Origin of the sequence: Leucothrix mucor DSM 2157, from assembly GCF_000419525.1 — a bacterium.
GTDB classification, from domain to species: domain Bacteria; phylum Pseudomonadota; class Gammaproteobacteria; order Thiotrichales; family Thiotrichaceae; genus Leucothrix; species Leucothrix mucor.
On record NZ_ATTE01000001.1, the window covers coordinates 2,242,151 to 2,267,574 of the forward strand.

Sequence of the window (25,424 nt, forward strand, 5' to 3'; positions counted from 1 at the left end):
CTATGCTCCAATAAGATTGGGATTAGTAATTTTTAGCAGCCTAAAGCTTGGATCAGCTGACTCATTATCTTCATCTATATTTTGCTCCTTGAGTTCTTGCTTAAGCTTCGCATAAAAGTCATCAATTGGAAGGCCTGACAACTTCCATAAAACATCAGGGTGAGCTTCACCACCATTATTTTCCAAAAGTCTAAATAAGTAATCTTTTGGCGCTTCATCTAGTCTCATAACATGTACCTTTGTTTTTACCACTCTTTTCTGTACTGCTTTTTTGCTATTCTTTGATTCCGCAATTTTTAGTTCTTGAGTCCGCTTTAACAACTCCGCAGCTGGCTCATCGTTTGGATCTTGCGGAACCAATGCACCACGAAATGCCTTGGCAATAATGGATTGAGTTAAGCGGTCTACTCGGGCTTTAGAGGTTTGATATTGCTTCTCGACGGAATCGGCTAGGGCAAATAGGGATTCTACTCGGCGGACTATTTCTTGTTGTTCTTCAATAGGAGGTAAATCAACATTTGCCTCTTTGATAACGCCAAGCGTAATACGCTGGTGACCCGCAGAAGACTTAATACTTTCAATAATGTATCTCTTAAATTTTCTTGAAGAAAAAAACAGCTCTAAGTATGATGCATACTCAGGTTCTTTAAGTTTTGCGCAAAAAAGCCTATCGGGATATTGAAAGACCTCTGTTTCTTCTAGCCCAACAACACAAGCACAGTTACCAACATACTCAGTGGAACCGCTAAGTCTTGTAAATAACAAGTCGCCATTAGCTAAAGTATTAGCTGATTTCAACAAGTCATCACCCTTCAGATATCGATGATCCGTAAAATCTATCGTCATGTCTCTTACAGCACTAGATCTTAGAATTTTGGTTTCACTCACCTCATCCAAAGCCTTACCTCCCGAGCCGCTTCTAATCTTATTAACCAAAGTTAAAAATGAAACCGAACTCCAACCTGTTTCTTCTGTACCCCGCCACTCCCGCGTCAACTCCCCCGAAGTCGCAGCCGCCAAAACAGACTGCCGAAAACGTTTCAACTGAACAGGTATTTTTTCCAGCCGAGCCTGAGCCTTATCAACTTTGGCAAGAAGACTATCGAGTTTATTGGCTATGCGGACTTGTTCGCTTAAAGGAGGAAGTAAAATATCTGCCTCCTTCAAAAACTTAAAGTGCCGCGCATAACCTTTATCTAAAATATTCAGACTACACAGCTGGTAATAAAAAAATTTAGGTGCCAAATAGGCCTTCGGGTTTAACACTTTTGTTCCATCAGCTCCCGGCACAAAAGAAAAATCCACCCACTTTATAATTCTTGTGTGATCTCCAAAGATACAGACAGGTGTGTTTATCTCTATTACTTTCTCCTCATCATTCACATAACCCGCAATGAAGTTCAAGCCTTGGTCAATTACCGGGAAAAGACCCTCAACCATTGTATCTTTAGTCTTCACTTTTAATTTTGTAGTTGAGATCTGCTCGAAGGTTTCACCGCATTTGAGAGACTCCCACCCAATCGGCAACCCACTCACAAAGCCACCTCTTCACCTTCACCTTCTTCTGCCACATCCAACTCAACCAAAATCGATCTCAATTCCGTCATCGCGCCCGCCAGATCCTCCAACGCGCCATTAATCAATACATCCGGCTCTGGCAAGTCAGCACTGTCTTCGGTGCTGTCATCACGAATCCATGACAAATCCAATGAGTCATCTTTTGCCGCAATCGTTTCACGGCTAAAACAACGCAAACGGCTGCTGTCAGCACCATCGGCACACCCGTCAACGAACTTCTGGCGCGCTGCCTCATCGACGGTTGTTAGGTCGCCTCCTACCGCTTGGTAGAAGTCACTCAAATGGCTAGTGTTAAACACTGTGCGCTTGCCAAATTGTGGCATATTCGAGCGCAGGTCATACACCCACACATTTTTGGTATTACCTTTGTCTTGCCTCAAATCGTTAGGTTTGGAGAAAAACAGCACATTGGTTTTTACGCCAGCCGCATAAAAGATGCCGGTCGGTAGCCGTAAAATGGTGTGCAGATTGCATTTTTCCATCAAATCATTTCGGATGGTTTTACCCATACCGCTTTCAAACAGCACATTGTCTGGTAGGACAATCGCTGCGCGTCCACCGGGCTTCAGCATGCGCAAATACATCAAGTGTAAAAACGCTAATTGCTTGTTGCTGGTGTATTGCACAAGGTCATCACGGGTTGGTATGCCGCCGCCCTGCTTGGTGCCAAACGGTGGGTTCGCAAGGATTAAGCTGGCTGGTGGCAGCGCTTTGCCTTCATTAGAGAGTGTGTCGCCAAACAGGATGCCTGCATTGTCATCATCCACCGCCAAATCATGCAGCATAAGATTCATCATCGCCAGTCGGCGCGTATCTGGTACCAATTCCATGCCGAAAAAGGTTTTGTGCTGATACTTGTCGTAGGCGATTTCGTCCAGAGCCTCAACGTCGTTGTGCTTAATAATATGGTGATGCGCGCTGATCAGAAAACCACCGGTACCCGCTGTTGGGTCAACGATCACATCATCCAGCGTCGGATTCATTAATTCGACCATGGCATTGATCAGCACGCGTGGCGTGAAATATTGCCCCGCGCCAGATTTCTTTTCACCCGCGTTAATTTCCAGCAGGCCTTCGTACATATCGCCAAGCCCTTCTTCTTTGGCGCTGTACCAATCGAGTTTATCGATTTCAGAGACTAGCCTGCTGAGCGTGGTGGGCTTGCGAATCACCGAGCTGGCATTGGCGTAAATAGCTTTGGTAATTAGCGAGCCGTGTGTACCCAAATGGATCAGCAATTTTTTATATTCTTCTAAGCGCGTCGCAGCGTTGTAAGCTTCCAGATCAGACCAGCGATAACCCTCGGGAATATGCTCTTCCTGTCCGGTTTCATCCACCATTTTTAGAAACACTAAGTAGGTCAGTTCGTTGATATATTCGTGGTAAGTAACGCCATCATCGCGCAGCAGATTACACAGGTTCCAGAGTTTGGCAACGAGGTCTTGAGTGCTCATTTGTGTCCTTAAAGTTGGGGGTTTCAGGCTTTGTATCGTTTCTAATCGCTGTGCAATTCTACGCCTCAAATTCAAAAACTCACAGTGCTAGCCGCTATAAACTGGCAATGTTACTGTCGTTAAATATCTCAACAAACGTTACAGAGGCTAGCCATCTCAGGTATACACTTAGATGAAGTATGTAAACAACATGAGAACGAGCTAACCGTCACTCGCTGGCAAGAGTATCAAGAGATACAGGAAACCATTAGCAACGATAAAATGACGGAGTGGTTAGAGTCTTGGGGGGAGCTGATCAGGAGAAGCCATGCCCAGCGAAGATAGTGAGAAATGTATAGTTCGTATCATCACTGCCAAAGCGCCTGATTAAAGGTTTGAAGCAAGTCATTTGCCGCGTTATCAAATAGCTTATTCGCGCGGCTAATGCCGCCATTTTGCTTGAATACACCTTGGTTTAGCGCGGCTTCATCCACAACAATCATCGCTTTCATTTGCTTGGCAACACGCTCCAGCCATTGCCGTTGTGGGGTGCTCCAGTTTTTTAGAGCTAGCATTTTGACTAAAGCCTGATCGACGCGTTGCTCCCATGGAATCAGCGCTTCGCCAAGTGCTGCCTGGCGAATAAAGCCAATAATCCGCGCGGCGATGTCTTCACTTTTGACTTCGTTCCAAGCAATCTGTAAATCCTGCTCCCGAAATTGGTTGCGATCTAACTCAACGGCTAGCTCCTTGAGGCTTTGGCGGCTCAACTCCCATGGACGCTGCACCACTACTTGCAAAGCAGCCATGCGGTTGCTGTTGGCATTGATAAATTGCGTGAAGGCTTGCAGATAATCCTCTGGCTTCTGTCCGTCGCCATAGCCTGTGGTGGTTTGTGTAAATTCATCCTCATGATGAGATATCACTAAATCTGGACGTTTACTGCCTCCCTGTGCTTTGGCATCTAGTATTTCACCCAAGCCAGGGTGTTCTTTAAACCATTCCGCTACTGCCTCCAGAGGCATGTTCTTTAGAGTTTTAGCGAACTCCTCTGCAGTTTCGCCAGCCACCGTTTCAAATTGGCTGGCTTGGTTGTCGCTGAGGTAGTTTTTCTTTACCTGTAACTTAGCGATGAACTGATCCTTGGCCAGCTGTTGTAACTGTGGTTCATCACTTCGAATCATTTCATTGCTAAGATCGGTAAAGCCAACATCCACCCTTGTCACAACAGGCTTCATGGTATTGACGTTTTCCAACTGCTCGTAAATATTGACTGCGTCATAAATACGGAATGGCCCTTTGCCGATTTCAGGACATAAGCGCGTGGCACGCCCAAGCATTTGCTCAAATAGAATCCGGCTGTTTACGCGGCGCAAAAACACCAGATTACTAATTGGACGCACGTCGATTCCGGTTGTCAGCAAATCAACAGTGACCGCGACATTGGGGAGCCGGTCGTTTTTGTAGGCGATTATTTTATCCAGCGGCTTGTCAGATGTACCGGTTATTTTCTGGATGGCATCATCTTCAACTTCACCATGAAAGGCCTCACAGGCTGACTTCAGCGCTTCAACCACCTGATCTGCATGTTGATCAGTCACGCAAAAAATTAGCGTTTTCGCCGGTAAATACGGATCAATCGAGCCACTCTCGATCAGCCATTTACACACAGTTTTGGTAAATGAAATCGAACGCACTTTGCGGTTAAAGTCAGCAACGTCAAACTCTAGCTCATCCGGTGTATTAAAGGTTTCGAGTGTGCTGGTATCTCTTTTTAACACCTGAACCTCATCATTCACCTCGTAGCGAATCCCCTGCTCAGAAAGCTTGGTATGTATGCGAATCGGTGGCAAATGATCGTTTAACCATCCATCCAGCACTGCTTCTGGGTAGCTGTAAGTAAACACCGGCTTGCCAAAAATATCGGTGGTGTGCAGTGCAGGCGTAGCAGTCAGCCCGACCTTAAATGCATCAAAGTAATCGATCACTGCACGGTATTTGGATTGGTAGTCTTTTTGGTTACGAAACAAGATTTCAGTCTCGCTAAGATCTTTATCCAACAAGTAACCACGGTGACATTCATCCACCACAATGCAGTCGTATTGACCAACGCCAGGCTTGCTATCGTTATCGTTGGGGTAAAGGATGCGCTGAACTAAGCCTTGTACGGTCGCCACATGGACCTTGGTGTTGTCATCAGGCTGCTTATCGCCAAGTTCTTTTAACTCAAAAGTGTCGGCGAAGGTTTGAAGGTTTTCCAACCGTACTTCCTGAAAGTCAACAGTGGCTTGCTTGCCCAGCGCGGCCCGATCCACCAAAAACAAAACGCGTCGGAAGCGTTCAGCTTTAAGCAGTCGGTAAATGAGTGCGATACAGGTTTTGGTTTTTCCGGTGCCGGTGGCCATAGCGACTAAAGCACTGTCCTTACCATCGCGAATCGATTGCTCGACGGCTCGAATGGCAGTGACTTGGTAGTCGCGCAGCTTCAAATCATAGTTGAAATCCATCGATTCCAGCTCGTCTTCTGCTTGCTGTGGCGTTTGGCGTAAATACGTTTTGATTTCGTGTGGGGTGTACCAGCCTTGCAGGGCTTTGCGGCGGTTAGTGGTGTTACGGACATCTAAAAACCAGATGCCACTTTCCTGCTCCAACTGTTTTAGGTATGGGCGACCATTGGTGGCAAATACCAACGGCACTTTAAATTCGCCATAGCTGGTCTCAATGGTAAATAGGCCATTTTCTTTTAAGCCTTTGGCATAGCGCTTGGATTGATCAAGTGCACTGTACACATTTTTGGCGTGCTTTTTAGCTTCTACCACCGCAACCGGTGTTAGCCCCATAAATAACACGTAGTCGGTTGGCCCTGAGTCAGTTGGCCACTCAGCAATAGCACGATTTTGGTTGGCTAGCGGGTGAGAGCCATTGGCGTAGCGCAAGTTTTTGGTATCGGCTTCCCAGCCTGCTTCATTGAGCTGTAGATCGATAATGACGCGAGTCTCAGCTTCGCTCAGCTGAAATGGAAATTTCTCAACACGGGCTATCTCTTCGGCTTTCGCTTGCTGGTTTTTCTGTTCAAACTGTTCACGCTTAGCCGTATTAGCTGCATCCATTTCTGCGCGGAAAGCTTCGAGCTTCGCTTCGGTCTCTAGTGCCAGTGCTTCCCATATCTTGCTTTCTTCAGCCATGGTTTGAGCACGTTTGCGTTCGGCTTCTGCTTTGCTTGCTTCTATCTTCTTTAGCTGTTCAGCGGTTGCCAAACGTTCGGAGGCTGTTTTTTGCTGACGCTGTAACTCAGTGATGGTTTCTTCTAATTGGCGAACATCATCGGAAGGGTCTTTTGGTTTTTTATAAGCACCAGGCTTGAAGTTTTTGGCGCTATCGCCACCGAAAGTTTGGTGGTACCACGCGCTGAGTGAGAATCCGACTTGTAGCGACTCCAGCGCTTTGCGGTGTGTACTGGAGATAATGTCATGGCTGGCATCATTCCCTAGCTTGCGCAAACTGTGGAAAGCATCTTTGATATTCCTATCGAGCCTGAGCGTGTAATCCAGATCGCGTAACAACTCGTACTGAGTCACTTCCGACCCAAACGCAATACCAACACGCGCAGCAATCGCCTTAGCCAAAGCCTCACCGAGCTGTCGCATTTTGATGAGCGTGGTATTCGGGTCAGGGACAAAACAATGCTCGGCGGTTTCGGCTAGTCGCACCAGCAATTCATCGTGATGTTTCAGAAAATCAAAGTTGCTGCTCATCGGTAATTATTGCCTTTTCTGCCAAGCCGGATAGATAGAGGCTATTTTTGGCACAAAGCACAAAGTTATGTCCAGTTATTATTCATTACACCGAGTTTTAACTCTGCTCAGTCACATCTTTTACAAGGTATGTCTGTCAAAAAGACGAACAAACAAAATTAGCATATTAATTTATACTGATATTCAACGAAGGTTCAGCTAAAAAAGTTACACTGACTGTTGATTTGCTCCCGCTGGCTATTCCCCCAAATAGTGTATGCCTGTTCACTTCATTCTATTGTTTTTACATAAACCCCTTGAGTGTCACTCAGTTGTTACGCCGCTAATTATAAAAATAAGCCTCTGCTTGCTGTACCGCTCCACCGGAGACAATCCAATGAATAACAAGAAAACCCTGCTTTCTATTGCTTTATCGTCCTGCCTGCTATTTTCAGGCCATGCCTCTGCTGATACATCAGTTGGTGCATATGTTGATTATGATGGATGGAGTTTAACAACCATCGATCAGTTCAATGCGGACACGGCTAGAAACGCAACCAATATCAATATCTTTTCAAGTTTCAGTTCAAACTGGGACAGCCTTTCCGTACAAGCTTCAAACATTGTGTCACGCGACTCTGTGCCACTCATCACTTGGATGCCTTACAACAACGCCGCACCAGATTCTAATGTGATAGTAGAGATCGCGTCTGGTCAATGGGATGCTTACATTGACAGCTGGATCGAAGGCTTAACAAACTGGCGTAACACGTATCCAGCAGGCACTGAACCATCCATCTTACTGCGTTTTGGCCATGAGTTTAACGGCAATTGGTACCCTTGGGGCAACCAGCCGGACGCTTTAAAAACAGCTTGGCGTCATGTGCATCAGCGCTTTGCCGATGCCGGTCTTAACGACGTAGTTGGCTGGGTTTGGTGCGCCAATAATGTCGATGTTGATAGCGTTAACGATGTAACCGCTTATTACCCAGGTGACGATGTGGTCGATTGGTTATCCATCGACGGTTATAACTGGGGCAGCAACTACTCATTTAGTCGCTGGAAGTCTTTTGACGAAACCTTTAGCCAGCAGTACGTAAAAATGGTGACTGCATTCCCCGGTAAGCCAATGATGTTGGCTGAGGTTAGTTCTGCCGAGCCGCATGATGTTCCAGATCCAACTTGGGGTCAGGATGGTGATGATAGCGATTCGGTACAAAGTAAAGCGGCTTGGATCACTGACATGATGCAGAGCGTTCAAAACAACTACCCGGCCATCAAGTCCATTGTTTGGTTTAATACCAATAAGGAATTGGACTGGGCACTGAACTTGTCTGGCAATACTGGCTTGAACGAGTACAACGACTCAGTTAGCACTGATTACTTTAGTGGCAAGTTACAGATCAAATCTCAGCCTGCAGTTGAGCCAGTTGAAGAGCCGGTCGTTGAGCCTGTTGAGGAAGAAGTGGTTGTTGAAGCACCTACTACTAAAACCAAAGGAAAGTCAGGCAATAAAAAGAAGACCGACAGCTTACGTATTGCAAGCACTGAGGCCGACACTGAAACAGCACCTGTCACAGGTATTGCGAAAGCGATGGCAGTGAGCAAAATGCCGACTGTAGTGGGTGAGCGCTTGTTAGCCAGAGAAGCAGAAGGTTTACGCAATATGCCAAAGGCTGAACTCAGCAAATGGCGTTTAGGCCGTGTTTTAGGCGAGTAAATATTTAACGCTTAAAATCAGTAAACGCAACACTCGCCCGCAAGTTTTGAACGATTTAATGTTCAAAGTTTGCGGGCCTTTTTTGTGTCTATCAAAATGTTTTAATCACTGCCTTCTTCGATATATTTCCACATACCGCACATTACGAGGTGCTGGTCTGGTTGGAAAGGTAGTAAAAACCACAGGCCGGAATCGATAACAAATGCGGTTCCGGCAGCACTAATTGCTCACCGCTTTTAACATCATAAATTGCCGTGCCGTGTAAGTAGCCTTGCGCGCGCAGATCATCCAAATTCAGAAAATGATCCTGCTCATCGAAATTGGCAACTACCACAACCGGTGCCAGTTTGCCTGCGGGGTCATAGCGGGCAAAGCTGAACAGGTGTTGGTTATCATTCCCGAGTAACTCACGATTATTAAAGTCAGCAAACACTTCGGTGCGCTTGCGCAAAGCAATCAACTCTTGAAGCCCTGAAAAGATTCGTTGCTCCTTAGTGCCGTCAATATGACGTTGTTCCGCGCGCTGCCAATCAATTTTCGGGCGATGTACCCAACGATTATCCGGCGCTTTTTCAGGCTCGTTTTCATAGCTGTAATCATTGAGCGTTGCGAGCTCGTCGCTGTAGTACAGCAAGGTGATTCCGCCATAAGCCATGGTCAGTGCATGCAAGGTGAGAATGCGCTGTAAGGCCAGCTCGGTCGCGCGGCTGTCCTGATAAAGCACGGCTGCTTCAAGCCCTGCCAGTGATGCTAGCGAGCCTGAAATTCGAGCATCACCGGTCTTTTCATTGGTAGCAAAGGCCAAGCCACGTGAGCTGCTGTGCTCGTGCTGTCCGGTTAAATATTGCATCAAGTAACGGCGATGATCGTACGGAGTAAGACCTGCTGCAGTGATATCTGCATCCTCAAAGCCCAAACCAATGTCATCATGGCAACGCACATAGTTTAACCACGTGGTGCGCTCAGGCTTAGCTGGCAAACTGTGCAACGCCTGATTTAACACCTTCGTATTGCGTGTCGCAACCGCATCCCAAAGCAATGCCATAAAGGTAGCATTGTAGGCAATTTCACACTCGCGCCCTGCGACCGGATCTGGACCAAAATATTTAATGATTTCTTTAGGTGCGACGATGGCTTCCGCAATAAACAACACGCCAGGGCAAACAATTTGCGCGCAATCTTTAAATAATTGCAAAATCAAATGGGCTTCTGGCAAGTTCTGGCAGTCAGTACCCAATTGCTTCCAGATGAAAGCCGGTGCATCCAAGCGCAGAATATCCGCCCCTTGATTGGCCCAGAACAGGATGATTTCAATCATCTCTCTAAACACATCGGGGTTACGGTAGTTCAAATCCCATTGATAGTTATTGAAAACCGTCATCACCCATTGCTGCAGCTCATCATCCCAGGTAAAGCTTCCCGGTGCTGTTTCCGGAAAGATCTCTGGCAGTGTTTGTTCAAACTGATCAGGCAGCTGCCGGTCAGGATAGAGGTAATAGTAGTCGCGGTATTTGGGATCACCTTCGCGCGCCTTTTGTGCCCACTGGTGCTCATCTGAGGTGTGATTAATCACCACATCCAGTGTTAGCAGCATTTCTTTGCTGCGTAGCGTGTCGCTCAGCGTGGTGATGTCGCTTAGCGTACCAAAGCGTGAGTCCACTTGCCTAAAGTCACTAATGGCATAACCACCGTCATTCGCGCCAGTCGGGGCTTGCATCATGGGCATAATATGCACCATATTCACACCCAGCTCATCCAGATAATCAATGCGCTGATTGACGCCTGCCAGCCCGCCAGCAAAGCGGTCGCAATACAGCGCCATACCCACCCAGTTTTGGCTCAGAAACCAATCAGGGTTTTGCTCGCGCTGCGCATCTTTCTCACGCAACTCAGCAGGCCGCTGTTGATAGCTATTGGCCAGCGCCGCAATTAACTCCGTCAGTTTTGCTTCAGCGTCCGCTCGATTCCCATACAACTGCTGAAACAATGTATGCATTGAGTAGAAGTTAGCCCCCAGCCGTGAATGAAAGACTTGTGAAGTGTGATCATCAGACTCAGAATTAACTGAATTCAGGATGCGCTGAAGCAGCGCTTGAGTGTGGGATTCATACATAATTTTATAATATTTTATTTACTGCAAACGTTTTGGATATAGATTCTACGCGGGTCTAGCTTAACACAGCAAGTATTTGAGAAAATATTCTGATAAATTAGGCCAATCCACTAAAAAGGTGCCCGCAATCGAAATAAAGTGTGGCGGGTAGCACGATTGTTTACTTCTAATGACAGGAAAAACGGATGAACTTTGATCAATACAAATCACTGCTGGCGACCGATATTTCAGATGCTCAGTCGGCTGGGCAGGCCATGGATATCGGCATTAAGTCGTTACTACCCCAGGCACCTCAGATTATGGGGCCAGCGTTTACCGTTAAATGTACCAACCGCAGCAACACCTATCTGCACGATGCCATTTACCGTGCACCAGCGGGCTCTATTATCGTGGCTGAAACCGATGCGAATGATTACGCAGTAGCCGGTGGGAATGTTTGTGCCGTGGCTCAGCAAAATGGCATCGCAGGTTTTGTGATTGATGGCGTGATTCGAGATGTGGGTGAATTAAAGTCTTTAAACTTTCCGGTATTTGCGCGCGGTGTCTTCCCTAAGCCCGGCGGCAAATCAAATGATGGCGCCTCGCAAGTTGAGATCACTTGTGGTGGCGTCACGGTAAATACCGGCGATTGGATCGTCGCGGATGAAGAAGGCATTGTCGTCATCCCTAAAGCGGAGATTGAGGAAACCTTAAAAACAGCATTATCCAAGCAGCAAAAAGCCGAAGCGCAGTCGCTAGCTGACTGGAGAGAAAACCATGAAAAGACAATCAAGGGGATCTTAAGTTAGGTCATTTTCATACACCATATAGTGACCATTAAGACAGCAAGGTAGTTACATAAGTCCTGTAGTGTGTAAGAATGGCTCCCCGCTGAAATAGCGGCTTTTGCATCCTGTGTCGCGCAGGTGATCATTCAGCCGCTAGTTTCATATAAAAACCGTACCACAAGAATGAACCTGCTAACCCAGCGAGGGGTATATTAAGCAGGCGCGTTGTGGTGTCGACTCCTATATCAATCCACTAAACTAAATAGGAGTCGGGAGAACCATAAAAATACTGAAGGAATCTACCGATGAAATCCCGCCATCACACGCTCACCAGCGCCCTTATTTTGTCCAGTCTGATACCTGGCCTACTTATTTCACAGGCCGCCTTGGCTAACGATCAAAACCGCTTTGAATTTAAGAAAACCGGCATTGCCCTATCCGTCTATTCGCAAAAGCAAGACTACAAACTGAACTCACTGTCATTTGATAATCCGGCACTGGCTCCATTGGCCGCGGCTAAAGATCAGGTGGTGGTTAAAAGCGATGTTAAAGCCACGACGCTAAAGTTGGACTACCAAATCCTGCCTAGCCTAAACGTGTTTGGTTCTGTCGTCAGAACACGTGGTGATGCGCTGGTTAAGCTATCAAATATCCCACTCCAGACAGGCCCATTACCCGATATGACGCTGGATGTCGGTGGCACGATTTACCACCTTGGCGGCACTGCAATCGCGCGCCATAAGGACTACTTTGCCACCCTGAGCTATATCCATTCGATCACTAAACTGGAATCCAGCTCAGAAGATGGCAAGGCCAACACCTGGATACCGAGCATTGGGAAGAAAACCAAGCTGGGTGCATTTAGTTTAGGTGTTATCTATCAAGAAGCGGAAGGTGGCCTCACGGGTACCTACGATGTTCCGCAATTGGGTGGTCCGGTTAAGGTCACGGTAGAAGCTGAAAACTCGCATAAACTAAGCTACAGCGCAGGCTATTTCGTGCCAGTGGCAAAAAACACTTTTTTCCGTGCGAATGTGGAATTTGGTGACCGTGAAGGTATGAATCTGGAGCTCAACCACCGCTTTTAAGTTTCTCAACGCTTGATGATTAGCAAGGACGCTATCATCCAGTTTGCTTTAACAACTTCTGAATCAGGGCATACAGTTCTTCGTACTCAAACGGCTTAGATAGCACCTCATTCATTCCTGCCTCCCGACTCTCTTTAATCACTCGTTCTTTCAAGTGTGCCGTCAGTGCAATAATCGGCAGATCAGGGTTTTTCCCATGCTCACGTAACCAGCGAGCCACTTGGTAACCGTCGACCTCGGGCATACTAATATCCAATAGCATCAGATCAAAGTCGTGCTGTTGAAGCTGAAGGATCGCCTCCTCACCACCGGGCGCAAACTCAACCGCATCAATCCCCATATTATTGAGCATTTCACCGCCGACAAAGCAGTTAATCTCCGAATCATCCACCAGCAGTACCCGCAAGCCTTTGGGTAAGGATAGTGAGGTCACGGCTGACTCGTCGATCTCCTCGCTATTGATCACACTACGCTGTAAATGCAGGGAAAATGAGAACTGACTGCCCTCACCTAATTGACTGCTAACTGTCAAATTACCGCCCATGGCTTCCACTATGCCCTTACTAATCGCCAGCCCTAAACCGACGCCACTTTGAGGAAAACTCCCTTCATGATTTAATTGCGAGAATGGCTCAAACAGGCTGTCTAACTCGACCTTTGTAATACCCGGACCCGTATCGATCACATCAAAGTGGCAGCTATAGCTCCCGTCAATCAGAGATTTGATGTCAACACTCAGCGTCACCACTCCAAAGCGCGTGTATTTAATAGCATTACTCAACAGATTAATCAGTACTTGAGATAAACGAACCCGATCACCCAAGACTGTAATCTCAGGTTTAGCGCCGCTAAAGACCAGTTCCAACTCCAAACCTTTCTGAATGGCCGACTGCTTCATCAGCCCGACAACCGAATTCACCGCGATATCTAATCGAAAGGCTTGTTGATCGAGATCGAAAGAACGGCTATTTACTTTGGCAAAATCTAACACGCTGCCAACTAATTGCAGTTGGTGTTGCGCCGCGCTATTAAGTTGGTCGATATAAGCTGATTGTTTGTTATCAAGCTTACCCAGTCGCAATAAACCGCCCAGCCCGATAATGGCATGCAGCGGCGTTCGTAGCTCATGGCTCATATTGGCTAGGAACTCATCTTTAGCCTGATGCTTTGCCTCTGTCTTAAGCACCTCGGTACGCATGATGCGCACACGCTCTGCCTGCAACCAAGTCATTGGCAAGATCAGGATCAGCTCCGAAAAGAACAGACTCAGCTCAACCGTGGTATGCCATTGCTCAGGGCGAAACAGAATTAACCACCAATTAGTACTCTGCGCCGAAATCGATGCCACATGAATTAAAAAGTAATACAGGGCAATTCGGCTGCCCTTGAGCATGATGTAAAAACTACAGCATGAGACCGCAAAGAAGAGCACGGTTCCCAGATACATTTGAACGACGGTACCACCGGGGATTAAGCCCACCACGGCAATTAAACCAACACTCAGCACTGTTAAAAACTGAAATAATCGGCTCCAGGTTCGCGAGTATTTGGGGATATCCAGCATGTTATGCGCAAACCAAAAGGCGCTGGCAATACCTAAAAAAGTAGGCGCGGTATAGAAGTAGCCTGCAGTGCCACCGACTAACTCTGGCCAATGAAACACCGGATTTACCCGATGAATACTGATCACCATCATAATGATATGAAACGCCAGAATCAGGTAACTGCTTTCCCTCAGGCTTAAATACATCAGCAGCTGAAATGCCGCCAGCATTAGCAATGAACTGTACAGCGCACTAAGCAACCAGTAACTGGCAATAGAGTTGTCTAGAAATTCCTGCTCAGTGAGAAACTTAATCGGTACATCCACCACCGCATCGCCATTACTCACCCGCATATAGACTTGCAGCGGCGTATTCTCCGGTAAGGATAAGCGCCACGCCCGACGCCGGTAATCTTCGACAGGGGCAGCATAAGTTTGAGTGACAGCGTTCAGATCACTCGGGATGGAATTGCCTTCAGGGAAAATGTATAAATCAAACTGGTCGGATAAATTGGCATCGATCAACAAATACCAATCTAATTCAGATTGATTGACCAGATTAAATCGCAGCCACCAGATGGAGCGGCTACGGCCAAAATTTAGTCTATTGCTTTGATTGCGCTGAAAACGTTCAGCAGTGCTAGCCGAAAATACTTGTTCGGGAGTGAGTTCACCGGTGGTATCTTCCAGAAAAGCAACGGATGAGGTAGCCATTACCGTTTGCGACTGCATGCCTAAGGTAACCGGATCATTTTTCGCGAATGCGTGATCGGCCAAACAGCACAGGAGTAGCACTCTCAGCCACAGCCACATTAAATCCACAGTGCCCCTAAATTATAGATTCTCATTATTTTAAGTGTAGCCGAGGCCCTAAATAGAGTAAATCTGAACTGTACTAAAGCCACTCACATGATTATAAATTAATCGAAACAAACAGTATTTATACATTTTACCTTGAGCAATTATCCGGCATAATAGAGATTCCCCCATTAAAATGACTAAAATGATGAAAAATCAATCAAGTAATTTAGCTGGTAAGATCAGACCCGACCGCATGGCTATGTTTATGCGCAAAGCCTACGGAGAGCTCAGTTTCGATTACGAGAAGCTGGATAGGTTACTTCAGGATGAGTGTTGGCCCGAAGCCTCAAAGCTGGCGCACAAGCTCAAATCAGTAGTCGTACTCGTCGATCTAAATGGTCTTTTACCGCCCTTGCGCACGATCGAAGCCATTGAGCTTGCAGAAATCAGCAGTTCAGATTTTCAGAGCAACTTTAGAAACCAGTACCGTGAAAGCCTGCAACAATTCAGACAAAGCATCGGCGAATGATCCCCCCACCAAAGTTTTTGCTAAAATCTTACGATAAATTTGACAAAATAAATAAACCGCATAGTTTTCCTATATTTGCTATTATCCGCCTTTAATTCAGAATTATCGCAAGTACCTCTATGAGACCCGTAATCGCACTCGTTGGCCGGCCAAATGTTGGCAAATCTACTCTTTTTAATCGCATCACCAAATCACGGGATGCACTGGTTGCAGACTTTCCAGGTTTAACCCGCGACCGTAAGTATGGCGCTGGTTTTGTAGGCATTAGCGAGCGCGAATATCTGGTGATCGACACCGGCGGCTTAAGTGGCGACGATGTCGGCATCGACGAGTACATGGCGAAACAAACGTGGATGGCGGTTGATGAAGCCAATATCGTGCTGTTTTTGGTAGATGGCCGCCAAGGCTTGACCCCAGCCGATGAGTTGGTGGCAAATCGCTTGCGTCGCGCAGGTAAAGCGGTTTATCTCGCGATCAACAAGACAGATTCCGTTGATCCTGATCAGGCGCGTGCAGAGTTTTTCAGCATGGGCTTTGAAGGTATGTTTGCAATTGCGGCCAGTCAAGGCCGTGGTGTTACGCAGATGATTGATCAGATTCTGGCTGACTTTCCAGAAACGGATGATGAAGAGGTGCCTGATGAGAATGACGATAGCATCCGCATCGCCTTCATTGGTCGCCCTAACGTGGGTAAATCAACACTAATCAATCGTATTTTGGGTGAAGAGCGCGTTATCGCCTTTGACCAGCCGGGTACGACTCGCGACAGTATTTTCATTCCGTTTGAACGTGATGAACAACGCTATACCCTGATTGATACAGCGGGTATTCGTCGTCGCGGTAAGGTGAATGAAGCGGTTGAGAAGTTCAGTGTCGTTAAAACACTGCAAGCCATTGAAGCGGCTCACGTCGTTATTATGGTAATCGACGCTCAAGATACCATTACTGATCAGGATGCGCATTTGTTAGGTCTGATTCTGGACTCTGGTCGCGCACTGGTTGTGGCCATTAACAAATGGGATGGACTGGATGCCTACGAACGCGAGCAGATTCAGAACAAGCTGGAACTTAAGCTGCCATTTATTGATTTTGCGGAAAAGCACTTTATCTCAGCATTGCATGGTACCGGTGTTGGTCATCTGTACAAATCAGTATTGGACGCCCATGCCTCCTCCATGATTAAGGTGGCGACTCCTCGTCTGACACGGATGCTAGAGACCGCGTTGACGGAGCATCAGCCACCGCTGGTAAATGGTTTCCGTATCAAGCTGCGTTATGCGCACCAAGGTGGGAATAATCCCTTTATCGTGGTGATCCACGGTAATCAGGTGAATAAAATCCCACCAAGCTATAAACGCTACCTGATGAATTATTTCCGCATTACGCTGAAGCTGAAAGGAACACAGGTTCGGGTTGAGTTCCGTGGAAATGAGAACCCATTCGGCGATAAAGTTAAAAAACGTGCGTCGCTGTCTCCAAGCCAGCAGTACCGTTTGGACAAGAAAACGCCAGATTATAAGAAGACGAAAAAACCCAAAAAGGATTAATAAAATAACCGATACACGGAGGTATAAGCATGCGAACTCTTACTGCTCGCGGGTCACTTAGTCATTATCTATTGGGGCTCCTGATAGTATTTCTCAGCTTACCGGCTGTGGCTAAAATGCCCATTGGTATTAATACCAATGAAGTTACACAGATGGATTCCAGCGTACCCTTCGTGGACTTATTTAAGATGTCCCTGCCCTTTGATGAGTCTAAAAAGCTCACCAAAGGCTATATTGAATACGATGAAAACGGCTGGCCAACCAACCTCAAAGGTGGGGAGGCTGGCGCGAATGTCATTCATTGGCTGCCAGCAGGCGCTCTGCCTGAGGGTAACTACACCGTACTATATGATGGCGAAGGCCAAATTACCTATGGTGATGATGCGCGTGCCGTGCATAGTGCACCCGGCAAAGATATTGTGCAGATCCGTTCAGGAAAGGATCAGTGGTTTAAAGTCACGATGAAAATTGTGCGCAGTGACCCACAAAACTATATCCGCAATATTCGCTTTCTAATGCCCGGCGGTATCTGCGCAAACAATCCGTTTAAGCGAGTGAATAGCCCGAAGCAATGCCCCGGCAATTTCCAGTCCTTTGAGCAATACCACGAACATATTCTGTTCAACCCTGATTATCTGAACTTTATGCGCCCGTTTAAGATTATTCGAATGATGAATATCAGCGGAATTACGCGCAATCACGTAAGCCAATGGGACAAGCTGCCACGCATGTCGCAAGCGACCTGGGCCGGTGCCGAAGGCCGACGCGGAGCACCACTTGAAGTTCAGGTGAAGCTGGCGAATAAGCTGAATGCAACGCCTTGGTTTAATATCCCTCAGGAAGCCGACGACAATCTGATTCGCAATTATGCACAGTATGTAAAACAACACCTGCGCCCTCACCTGAAGCCTTATATTGAGTACACCAACGAGGCGTGGAATAGCGCATTCACCAGTGCGGCGTATACCAAGAAAATGGGATTGGCACAGCGCTTAGATACTGACCGCGCACAGGCTGGTCATAAGTTTTACGTTAAGCGCTCTTTGGAAATGTATCTCATTTGGCAACAAGTGTATGGCGGTACTAATCGTTTCACCCGTGTACTGGGTGGCTGGTCAGCTAATCCTCGTTTAACGCCCATCTTACTGAGCTATATGAATGCGTATCAGCAAGTGGATGCTTTTGCCATTGCGCCCTATTTCTTTGTACACCAGCGCAATTTACATGAGATTAAAACCGTACCGGATGTGTTCCGTTTGTTAAGAGATCCAAAAAACCCGTACTCTCTGGATAATGTTTACAACATGCTGGAGCGACAGAAAGTTGAGGCAGATAAGTACAAGGTTAAGTTGATTGCTTATGAAGGTGGGCAGCATTTGGTAGCTTCGGGGACTCGTTCGACTAAGGATCACCCGAATCCGCAACTGATTGGTGCCAACCGTGCACACCCAATGGAAACGATGTACGTAGAGTTTCTAACAAATTGGGCACGGATCACGGGCAACCAGCCTTTTGTCACATTCTCAGCACCACGTACCTATCAATTTTTTGGCAGCTGGGGCATTAAAGAACATATTAATCAACCGGCGGCTAAAGCCCCTAAATATCGCGGCATTGCCCGCTTCTTTTAAGGAAATACGCTCATGACTGTAATGCTTTATGGTATTAAAAACTGCGATACCGTGAAGAAAGCTCGCAAGTTTTTGGATCAACATCAGGTTGCTTACGAATTTCACGACTATCGTGAAGAAGGTGTCAACCCGATCCAACTTGCCGCTTGGGCTAAGGAACTGGGCTGGGAAGCGCTGCTGAATAAACGCAGCACGACCTGGCGTCAGCTTCCGGATGAAACTAAAGACAATATCAATGAAGTACTGGCGATGATGGTAATGGAAGACCAACCTACCCTTATTAAGCGCCCAGTACTGGAACTGCCTGATCGCGTGTTAGTGGGCTTCAATGAAGCCACTTACACAGAAATTTTTAACTGAACGTCGTACACCTGTACTACCCGGATAGACAATAATATGAATGAAACGCTCGCACTGACTCAAGACCTGATCAACCGAAACTCTGTCACACCGGAGGATGCAGGCTGTCAGCCACTGCTTTGCAAACGTCTGGAACCATTGGGCTTTACCGCAGAGCATATGCGCTTTGAAGAAGTGGATAATCTCTGGTTACGTCGCGGTACTGAAGCGCCGGTATTCTGCTTTGCAGGCCATACCGATGTCGTGCCGGTTGGCCCAATCGAGCGTTGGAATAGCAACCCGTTTGAAGCTGAAATTCGTGATGGCATGCTGTACGGACGTGGCGCGGCGGATATGAAAGCCAGTATTGCGGCATTTACTGTGGCTACTGAGCGCTTTATTAAAGACTATCCAGACCATAACGGCTCACTCGCGTATTTGATCACTAGTGATGAAGAAGGCCCGTCGGTTAACGGCACGGTTAAAGTCATTGAAACACTCGAAGCGCGTAATGAAAAAATCGACTGGTGTTTAGTTGGCGAGCCATCCAGCACTAACAAGCTGGGCGATATGGTCAAAAACGGCCGTCGTGGTTCGCTCAATGGCTACCTGACCATCAATGGCTTACAAGGCCATGTAGCCTACCCTCAGCGTGGCCGCAATGCGGTACACCTGACGACACCCATGCTGGCTGAGCTACTGGAAATGCAGTGGGATAATGGAAACGACTTCTTCCCACCGACCACTTTTCAGGTCTCCAATATCAATTCAGGCACCGGCGCGACCAATATCATTCCGGGACACCTTGATCTGATTATCAACTTCCGTTTTTCAACTGAGGTCACTGCTGATCAATTAATGGAACGTGTTGAAAACCTGCTGAAAAAACACGAGCTGGACTATGAGCTGAAGTGGATACTCTCAGGAAATCCATTTCTGACGGCTGAAGGCAAGCTACTCACTGCTGCACAAGCTGCGATCTTGGAAGTCACTGGCACAGAAACTGAGCTATCGACCTCTGGAGGCACTTCAGATGGTCGCTTTATCGCCCCTACTGGCGCGCAGGTGCTGGAACTTGGACCTTGCAATGCCACCATTCACCAAATCAATGAATGTGTGGCTGTAGCCGATCTGGAGCCACTGGAAGAAATCTACTACCAGATGATGAAAAAGCTGCTAGTTGATTAGTTTCTAGATAGCCAGCCGTGGTAAGTGGTATTCCGTTGGCAGTCCAAACTCTGCTGGATAATCCACATGCACAAAATACAAACCGCCGGCAGGTGCTGTAGCACCGGCAAACCGGCGGTTTTTTTGTGCCATCAATTCAGGAATCCAGCTTGTAGGCTGCTTACCCTCACCCACCAAAAACAAGGTGCCTGCGATATTGCGCACCATGTGATACAAAAAGGCATTCGCCTTTACATCCAGATAAATCATATCGGCTTCACGTGTTACGGAAATATCCAGCAATTCACGCACTGCATGCTTGGCTTGGCAACCTGCCGCGCGCAAGCTGGTAAAATCCTGACGCCCCATAAGGTGCTGTGCTGCTTCATGCATCGCCTCGTGATCCAGAGGGTTTCGATACCAAGAGACTCGATTAAACAATACCGCTGGACGTGTATCCCGATTCAGTACGATATAGCGATAACGGCGCGCGCCTGCTGAAAAACGAGCATGGAAGCTATCATCAGTCTCTTGCACCCAACGCAAGGTGACGGTATCTGGCAAATTGCTATTAATCCCCAGTTTCCAGCTATGCAGCGAGCGAGGCGCTTCGCTTTCAAAATGAATAATCTGACCAATGCCGTGTACGCCAGTATCGGTTCTGCCCGCACAAATCACCTTAACAGGATGATTAGCGACGCGCGAGATCGCTTCTTCAACGGCGGCCTGCACCGAGACGCCATGCTTGAGAAACTGCCAGCCCATAAAGGCGCTACCGTCATATTCTATGCAAGCTGCATACTTCATAAACAAATTCTGTGGGGTTTAAAAGGCGCTATTCTAACAGGCTAAACGCAAAAAGGCCGGACTATTGTCCGGCCTCTGTATTGGCGTACTACGGCTAGGTATTAACCCGCCTGATGTAGCATCTCTTCAGCTTCGCGTCGCTGATCATCATTACCTTCATTGATCACTTCTTCCAGCGTGCTGCGAGCACCTTCGACATCACCCATATCCATGTAAGCACGTGCTAAGTCCAGCTTAGTACTGATCTGTGCTTCCACCAGGTCATCGTCGCTATCGGTTTCTAAGTCTAGAAAAGATAGGTCATCATCAATTTCACCAAGCATGTCGTGGTTAGTTGCCACTTCTGCTTTTGGTGCCATTTTGTAAACGCTGTTCTCTGGCAGAATCTTACCAACACCTTCACTAGAACCATCCAGTGCCAGATTCAGATTAGCCATGCTCAGGTCATTGTTATCCAAGTCGCTTAGCAGCTCAGTGTTGCTTTCGCCCAGATCAAGGTCATTGAAATCATCAAAATCGAAGTTATCAATGTCAAAGTCAGTCGTCAGCTCTTCTTCTTTTTTATCGGCGGCATCAGGTGAAGCTGCAACTGGCGCCTCATCTTCGATATCGTCATCTAACTCAAAGTCGCTGAAGTCGAAATCCATATTGTCTAGATCAGCATCTGGCAACTCATCAGTTACTTGCTCTGCTTTAGTATCCAAGTCCAGACCATCAAGATCCAAATCGTCTAAGCCATCCAAGTCAGCAGTGGTTTCTTCTTTGATGTCACCAGACGCTAATAAGCTATCCAGATCCATCTCATCAAAATCCAGTGACTCAGGAGTCTCTACCTTTGGCATCTCAAGATCATCAGTCAGATCGCCAACGGTATCGGCAGCACTGTCTTTCAAATCCCCCAGACCGGCATTCAGATCGTCAAGACCGTTACCAGCCATGTCACCTAAATCATCCAGCTTGTCTTTGCCTGAGTCTGCAATCGCTTTACCCGCAGTGACTGCAATGCCACCTGCGACCGCTGCAGCACCCGCAGCTTTAGCAACGCCACCCATTCCGCCTGAAATATCAGACTTTAAGCTGTCTGGTACGCCACCGGTTGAGAACAAAGAGTTACCTGGCAGCATCTTACGACCCCAGCCACTCACTTTATCCCACAGTGCATCTTTATTCGGACCTTCAAGCTGTGCGAACTCTGCCGCTTCGGTAGCAAAGGCATCTTTGTTATCTGAAGCGTGGTAGTTTTCAAGCAACTTAGCACGGTACTCAAGGTTATCTGGTTGGCTAGCAATCGCCTTCTTCAGCTCAACTTCTGCCTGCTCGTGCAAACCATATACGATGTAAACATCGGCTTCCTGAAGAATGTCATCTTCGCTCTGATCCTGATCTTGTACTGGTGCCGCAGCTGCTGCTTTTGGCGCAGCCGGTGTCGGAGTCGGTGCAGCAACTTCGTTGTTCAGCTCATCCATTGGATCAGCACTGAAGTCTGCTTTAGGGTTCTTGGTGTCGCCTAAGCCAGCAAACGGATCGCTGCTATTTGCATCACCTGATGGCTCATTTGGCTCATCACCGAATGTACTAGTACCCGGAGAGAACGTCGGATCATCAAAATCGATCGGACTGTAATCTTCGTATTCTTCTTTGGCATTGCGACGACGCATGAACAAGAAGCCTGCCAGTAATGCCAGCAGAGATCCTGCACCCAGTCCCATCACCAAAGGAGAGCTCAGCATGCTCAACAAGCCATCATCTTCTTCAACGGCAGCTGGTGCGTTCAGAGCGCTATCAATCTGACTATCCAACTGATCGGTAACCGGCGGCTGGAAGATTTCAGGTTGCGTGGTATCAGTAATGATCGCCATTGGATCTTCTGATTCACGAACGATGGTACCTTCTGGCGCATCTGCTTCAGCGAGTTGCTGCTGAATGCCCATGCCCTGCTCAAGTGCCGGATCGCTGGCAATGATATCTGTTTCCAGCTCATCATCGCTAATTGGGAGTGGCGGCTTGCCTAAGCTTGCCTGAAGTTCCGCTAACTGCTCATTCTTCAGTGTAATCAGACGATTCTTCTTACGTAACAGCGACTCAAGCTCGGTAACCCGGGATTGCAGTTCGTTGTTTTCCTGAGTTCTAGCCGTCAAAGACTCACTCGCTAGCGTCAACTGGCGATTCAAGTCATCAAGCTTAGCCTGACCTGCCAGATTCCCGCTATTAGCTGAGTTATTGTTCGTTGAGCCCAGAACTTCCATTCTAGCTTCGCTAGTGGTTGGAGCCGTGCTACGAGGTGTCGGTGTATTATTAGTCGCCGCCGCTTTAGGCGCACTAGCAACTCTGGTTGGTGCTGCACGAGACTTCCAATCAGACGTCTGAGATTTAATTTCCTGACGAGCCTGTGAAATCGTAATGCGTCGCGCTTCATCAACTGAAGGACGACGTAAATCAACACCAGCTTTTAAGTTATTAATGTTACGACGACGGAAAGCAGTCGGGTTCGCTTCAAACAGAGCAATCATCATCTGTTCGGTACGTACGCCGTTATAACCCACTTTCTTCGCTACTTTATAAAGTGTGTCACCGCTTCTTACGCGGTAAGTACGACCAACACCTGTACGGCTCTTAGTGGCGGCTGCCTGAGCAAGCGGCGCACTTGGACGTCTCAAGCCATCATTAACCGGCGCGGCGGCCTGTTGCTGACGAGCTTGCTGCTGTTGCGCAATAATGCGTTGGCGCTGTTGCTCACGTGCTGCAGTCTGATTAGCAATCGCTTGTTGCTGGCGTTGCTGTTGTGATTGCAGAGTATTGACAGGATCAGGACGTACACCGGCCGTGTTACTGGCAATGGAGGTACCTGGCTGCATCAATACAGGTGGGTCTAATAGCACCGTGTATTCTTTTAACAACTGACCGTTAGGCCAGCTCACTTCCAATAGGAAGTTAATGAAAGGCTCTTTAATCGCTTCAGCAGAACTGACCAGAATAACTGGCTTGCCGTTCTGAATCGTGGAACGAAAACGTAGACTGTTTAAATAGTTCGGACGGTCAATACCGACTCGACTAAACACTGATGGCGAAGCAACTTTGACACGAAGTTGACTTGGGTCAGTGCCATTAGTAGAGAGTAAGTCTATTTTAGCGTTAAAAGGTTGGTTAAGGTGTGAAGCAGACTCAATCTCACCTAAGCCTAGTGCAAGCGTTACTCCTGGGTAGGTAATAGCCATGCAGATAGCTAAACTTAAGGTCTTTTTATTCACTTGTTAATCCCCTTCTTAAGCAATAACGCTCTATCCATTCCATATGTATCACAAGACTTTGTCTTTCTCGTATTGGCTGTTCGAATCATGAGCGGTGCTTTGTTGTTATTTTATTTATATTCAAGAGTGTGTTACGTATACAAGTTGAGAACATTTGTTCATTCTGAACTCACCGGAATCAACACGCTTTCCGACCGTGTGTAATTAATAGCAACATACCAATGAATAGTACCTTAATAATTCAATTTAACTGTCAATATCTGACGAGTGATTGTCATAATGTGACAATTCACTGTCAGCTTTCAAGCTTTACTAGGACTAAAGGTAATCAGTGATTAAAATTTCTGCGATCTGAATACTATTTAAAGCAGCACCTTTTCGTACATTATCAGCAACAACCCATAGATTCAAACCATTTGAATAAGACACATCTTCTCTGATTCGACTAACGAAAACGGCGTCATTATTGACTCCTTCCGTCACTGGCGTCGGATAAACTTTGCCTGCAATGTCATCCATTAGTGTCACTCCGGCCGCTGACATCAGCAATTCTTGTGCCACTTCAGCCGTAATTTTCTCACGGGTTTCAATGTGCAGTGACATAGCATGACCAAAGAACACAGGAACCTGTACCGCAGTCGGGTTAACTAAGACCTCTTCATCCTCCCAAATCTTCTGCGTTTCGGTGAGCATTCTCATTTCTTCGCGGGTATAGCCATTCTCTTCAGCTTCATCAATCTGTGGCAATACGTTGAAAGCGATTTGTTTGGCGAACACAGAATGCTTAGCCTCACGACCATTCAACAGTTGTGCTGTCTGCGATGCCAACTCCTGAACACCATTCTTACCTGCACCAGAGACTGACTGATAGGTCGACGCATTAACTCGCATGACCTTCACTTGCTCGTGAATAGCCTGCAGGGCAACCAGCATCGCAATAGTATTACTGGATGGGGTCGAGATAATGCCACGGTTGCTGTACTCGGCAATTGCGTGAGCATTTACTTCAGGAATTACCAACGGCACATCGTAGTCAGTGCGGAACTGTGCGGAATGATCAATTGCCACACAGCCCGCCAAGGCCGCAATCGGTACAAAAGTAGCGGAGACTTCTTCTGAAGTTGCGAAAAAGGCAATTTGTACCTGACTAAAGTCGAAATCCTCAAGGCGCGCCACTTTGATGTAAGACCCACCAAACTCCAGTCGGGTGCCCGCTAAGTCATCCGTATCTAAGAGGTGCAGTGTGCCGATCGGGAAATCGCGTTCTGCCAGAATGGACAGTAACGTCTCACCGACCGTACCTGTTGCTCCGACTATTGCGATATCGTAAGTGTTGCGCATTTCAAATTCCTTTATTAACTTTAGGTGTTACGTGTAAA

General features: G+C 47.2%; 16 protein-coding genes. 8 read left to right on the top strand and 8 right to left on the bottom strand.

Annotated features, from left to right (window positions below; genetic code table 11):
- From LEUMU_RS27945 to hsdR, 3 genes are all read right to left on the bottom strand, one after another.
- Positions 1-1,536 (bottom strand): restriction endonuclease subunit S, encoded by a 1,536-nt coding sequence (locus tag LEUMU_RS27945; protein ID WP_022952138.1) that lies wholly within the window; start codon positions 1,534-1,536, stop codon positions 1-3.
- On the bottom strand, positions 1,533-3,032 hold the full coding sequence (locus LEUMU_RS0109945; RefSeq protein ID WP_022952139.1) for a class I SAM-dependent DNA methyltransferase: 1,500 nt from the start codon (positions 3,030-3,032) through the stop codon (positions 1,533-1,535). Before LEUMU_RS0109945 ends, LEUMU_RS27945 begins: the two co-directional genes overlap by 4 nt.
- A 347-nt stretch (positions 3,033-3,379) precedes the next feature.
- Positions 3,380-6,766: a type I restriction-modification system endonuclease gene (hsdR, locus tag LEUMU_RS0109950; RefSeq protein WP_022952140.1), complete on the bottom strand. Its 3,387-nt coding sequence runs from the start codon at positions 6,764-6,766 to the stop codon at positions 3,380-3,382.
- A gap of 376 nt (positions 6,767-7,142) precedes the next feature.
- Between hsdR and LEUMU_RS0109955 the strand changes: the two genes are divergently transcribed.
- Positions 7,143-8,465 carry a glycoside hydrolase family 26 protein gene (locus tag LEUMU_RS0109955; RefSeq protein WP_022952141.1) on the top strand — a complete coding sequence of 441 codons (1,323 nt, stop codon included), beginning with the start codon at positions 7,143-7,145 and terminating at the stop codon, positions 8,463-8,465.
- Positions 8,466-8,607: 142 nt separating this feature from the next.
- Here LEUMU_RS0109955 and LEUMU_RS0109960 read toward each other — a convergent pair whose 3' ends face one another.
- Positions 8,608-10,578, bottom strand: a complete 1,971-nt coding sequence (locus LEUMU_RS0109960; protein ID WP_022952142.1) for an alpha-amylase family protein — start codon at positions 10,576-10,578, stop codon at positions 8,608-8,610.
- A gap of 185 nt (positions 10,579-10,763) precedes the next feature.
- Here LEUMU_RS0109960 and LEUMU_RS0109965 point away from each other — a divergent pair, with 185 nt between their 5' ends.
- Both LEUMU_RS0109965 and LEUMU_RS0109970 read left to right on the top strand, forming a co-directional pair.
- The gene (locus LEUMU_RS0109965; RefSeq protein WP_022952143.1) at positions 10,764-11,366 is read left to right on the top strand and encodes an RraA family protein; all 603 of its coding nucleotides are present in this window, start codon (positions 10,764-10,766) and stop codon (positions 11,364-11,366) included.
- 284 nt (positions 11,367-11,650) lie between these two features.
- The gene (locus tag LEUMU_RS0109970) at positions 11,651-12,433 is read left to right on the top strand and encodes a hypothetical protein (RefSeq protein WP_022952144.1); all 783 of its coding nucleotides are present in this window, start codon (positions 11,651-11,653) and stop codon (positions 12,431-12,433) included.
- 34 nt (positions 12,434-12,467) lie between these two features.
- Here the strand turns inward: LEUMU_RS0109970 and LEUMU_RS0109975 are convergent, their stop codons facing one another.
- A complete protein-coding gene (locus LEUMU_RS0109975; RefSeq protein ID WP_022952145.1) occupies positions 12,468-14,789 on the bottom strand; it encodes a hybrid sensor histidine kinase/response regulator in 2,322 nt (773 codons plus the stop codon).
- A 190-nt stretch (positions 14,790-14,979) separates the two neighbouring features.
- Here LEUMU_RS0109975 and LEUMU_RS0109980 point away from each other — a divergent pair, with 190 nt between their 5' ends.
- The 5 genes from LEUMU_RS0109980 to dapE all read left to right on the top strand — a co-directional run bounded on the left by LEUMU_RS0109980 (position 14,980) and on the right by dapE (position 20,011).
- Positions 14,980-15,306 (top strand): hypothetical protein, encoded by a 327-nt coding sequence (locus LEUMU_RS0109980; RefSeq protein ID WP_169446407.1) that lies wholly within the window; start codon positions 14,980-14,982, stop codon positions 15,304-15,306.
- Positions 15,307-15,425: 119 nt separating this feature from the next.
- On the top strand, positions 15,426-16,853 hold the full coding sequence (gene der, locus LEUMU_RS0109985) for a ribosome biogenesis GTPase Der (protein WP_022952147.1): 1,428 nt from the start codon (positions 15,426-15,428) through the stop codon (positions 16,851-16,853).
- 29 nt (positions 16,854-16,882) lie between these two features.
- On the top strand, positions 16,883-18,484 hold the full coding sequence (locus tag LEUMU_RS0109990) for a hypothetical protein (protein ID WP_022952148.1): 1,602 nt from the start codon (positions 16,883-16,885) through the stop codon (positions 18,482-18,484).
- Positions 18,485-18,496: 12 nt separating this feature from the next.
- Positions 18,497-18,844: an ArsC family reductase gene (locus LEUMU_RS0109995; protein WP_022952149.1), complete on the top strand. Its 348-nt coding sequence runs from the start codon at positions 18,497-18,499 to the stop codon at positions 18,842-18,844.
- Positions 18,845-18,880: 36 nt separating this feature from the next.
- Complete coding sequence (dapE, locus tag LEUMU_RS0110000; protein WP_022952150.1) at positions 18,881-20,011, top strand: succinyl-diaminopimelate desuccinylase; 1,131 nt, start codon at positions 18,881-18,883, stop codon at positions 20,009-20,011.
- A 3-nt stretch (positions 20,012-20,014) separates the two neighbouring features.
- Here the strand turns inward: dapE and truA are convergent, their stop codons facing one another.
- The 3 genes from truA to LEUMU_RS0110015 form a co-directional block, all read right to left on the bottom strand.
- Complete coding sequence (gene truA / locus LEUMU_RS0110005) at positions 20,015-20,797, bottom strand: tRNA pseudouridine(38-40) synthase TruA (RefSeq protein WP_022952151.1); 783 nt, start codon at positions 20,795-20,797, stop codon at positions 20,015-20,017.
- 101 nt (positions 20,798-20,898) lie between these two features.
- On the bottom strand, positions 20,899-24,045 hold the full coding sequence (locus tag LEUMU_RS0110010; RefSeq protein WP_022952152.1) for a motility hub landmark protein FimV: 3,147 nt from the start codon (positions 24,043-24,045) through the stop codon (positions 20,899-20,901).
- Positions 24,046-24,363: 318 nt separating this feature from the next.
- Positions 24,364-25,386 carry an aspartate-semialdehyde dehydrogenase gene (locus tag LEUMU_RS0110015; RefSeq protein ID WP_022952153.1) on the bottom strand — a complete coding sequence of 341 codons (1,023 nt, stop codon included), beginning with the start codon at positions 25,384-25,386 and terminating at the stop codon, positions 24,364-24,366.
- Positions 25,387-25,424: the final 38 nt, after the last annotated feature.

What these genes read in the sequence shown, in the direction of transcription:
- LEUMU_RS0109945 (WP_022952139.1), bottom strand. Translation starts at nt 3,032, where the DNA reads ATGAGCACTCAAGACCTCGTTGCCAAACTCTGGAACCTGTGTAATCTG.
- hsdR (WP_022952140.1), bottom strand. Translation starts at nt 6,766, where the DNA reads ATGAGCAGCAACTTTGATTTTCTGAAACATCACGATGAATTGCTGGTG.
- der (WP_022952147.1), top strand. Translation starts at nt 15,426, where the DNA reads ATGAGACCCGTAATCGCACTCGTTGGCCGGCCAAATGTTGGCAAATCT.
- dapE (WP_022952150.1), top strand. Translation starts at nt 18,881, where the DNA reads ATGAATGAAACGCTCGCACTGACTCAAGACCTGATCAACCGAAACTCT.
- LEUMU_RS0109965 (WP_022952143.1), top strand. Translation starts at nt 10,764, where the DNA reads ATGAACTTTGATCAATACAAATCACTGCTGGCGACCGATATTTCAGAT.
- LEUMU_RS0109980 (WP_169446407.1), top strand. Translation starts at nt 14,980, where the DNA reads ATGATGAAAAATCAATCAAGTAATTTAGCTGGTAAGATCAGACCCGAC.
- LEUMU_RS0109955 (WP_022952141.1), top strand. Translation starts at nt 7,143, where the DNA reads ATGAATAACAAGAAAACCCTGCTTTCTATTGCTTTATCGTCCTGCCTG.
- truA (WP_022952151.1), bottom strand. Translation starts at nt 20,797, where the DNA reads ATGAAGTATGCAGCTTGCATAGAATATGACGGTAGCGCCTTTATGGGC.
- LEUMU_RS0109990 (WP_022952148.1), top strand. Translation starts at nt 16,883, where the DNA reads ATGCGAACTCTTACTGCTCGCGGGTCACTTAGTCATTATCTATTGGGG.
- LEUMU_RS0109960 (WP_022952142.1), bottom strand. Translation starts at nt 10,578, where the DNA reads ATGTATGAATCCCACACTCAAGCGCTGCTTCAGCGCATCCTGAATTCA.
- LEUMU_RS0109970 (WP_022952144.1), top strand. Translation starts at nt 11,651, where the DNA reads ATGAAATCCCGCCATCACACGCTCACCAGCGCCCTTATTTTGTCCAGT.
- LEUMU_RS0109975 (WP_022952145.1), bottom strand. Translation starts at nt 14,789, where the DNA reads ATGTGGCTGTGGCTGAGAGTGCTACTCCTGTGCTGTTTGGCCGATCAC.
- LEUMU_RS0109995 (WP_022952149.1), top strand. Translation starts at nt 18,497, where the DNA reads ATGACTGTAATGCTTTATGGTATTAAAAACTGCGATACCGTGAAGAAA.
- LEUMU_RS0110015 (WP_022952153.1), bottom strand. Translation starts at nt 25,386, where the DNA reads ATGCGCAACACTTACGATATCGCAATAGTCGGAGCAACAGGTACGGTC.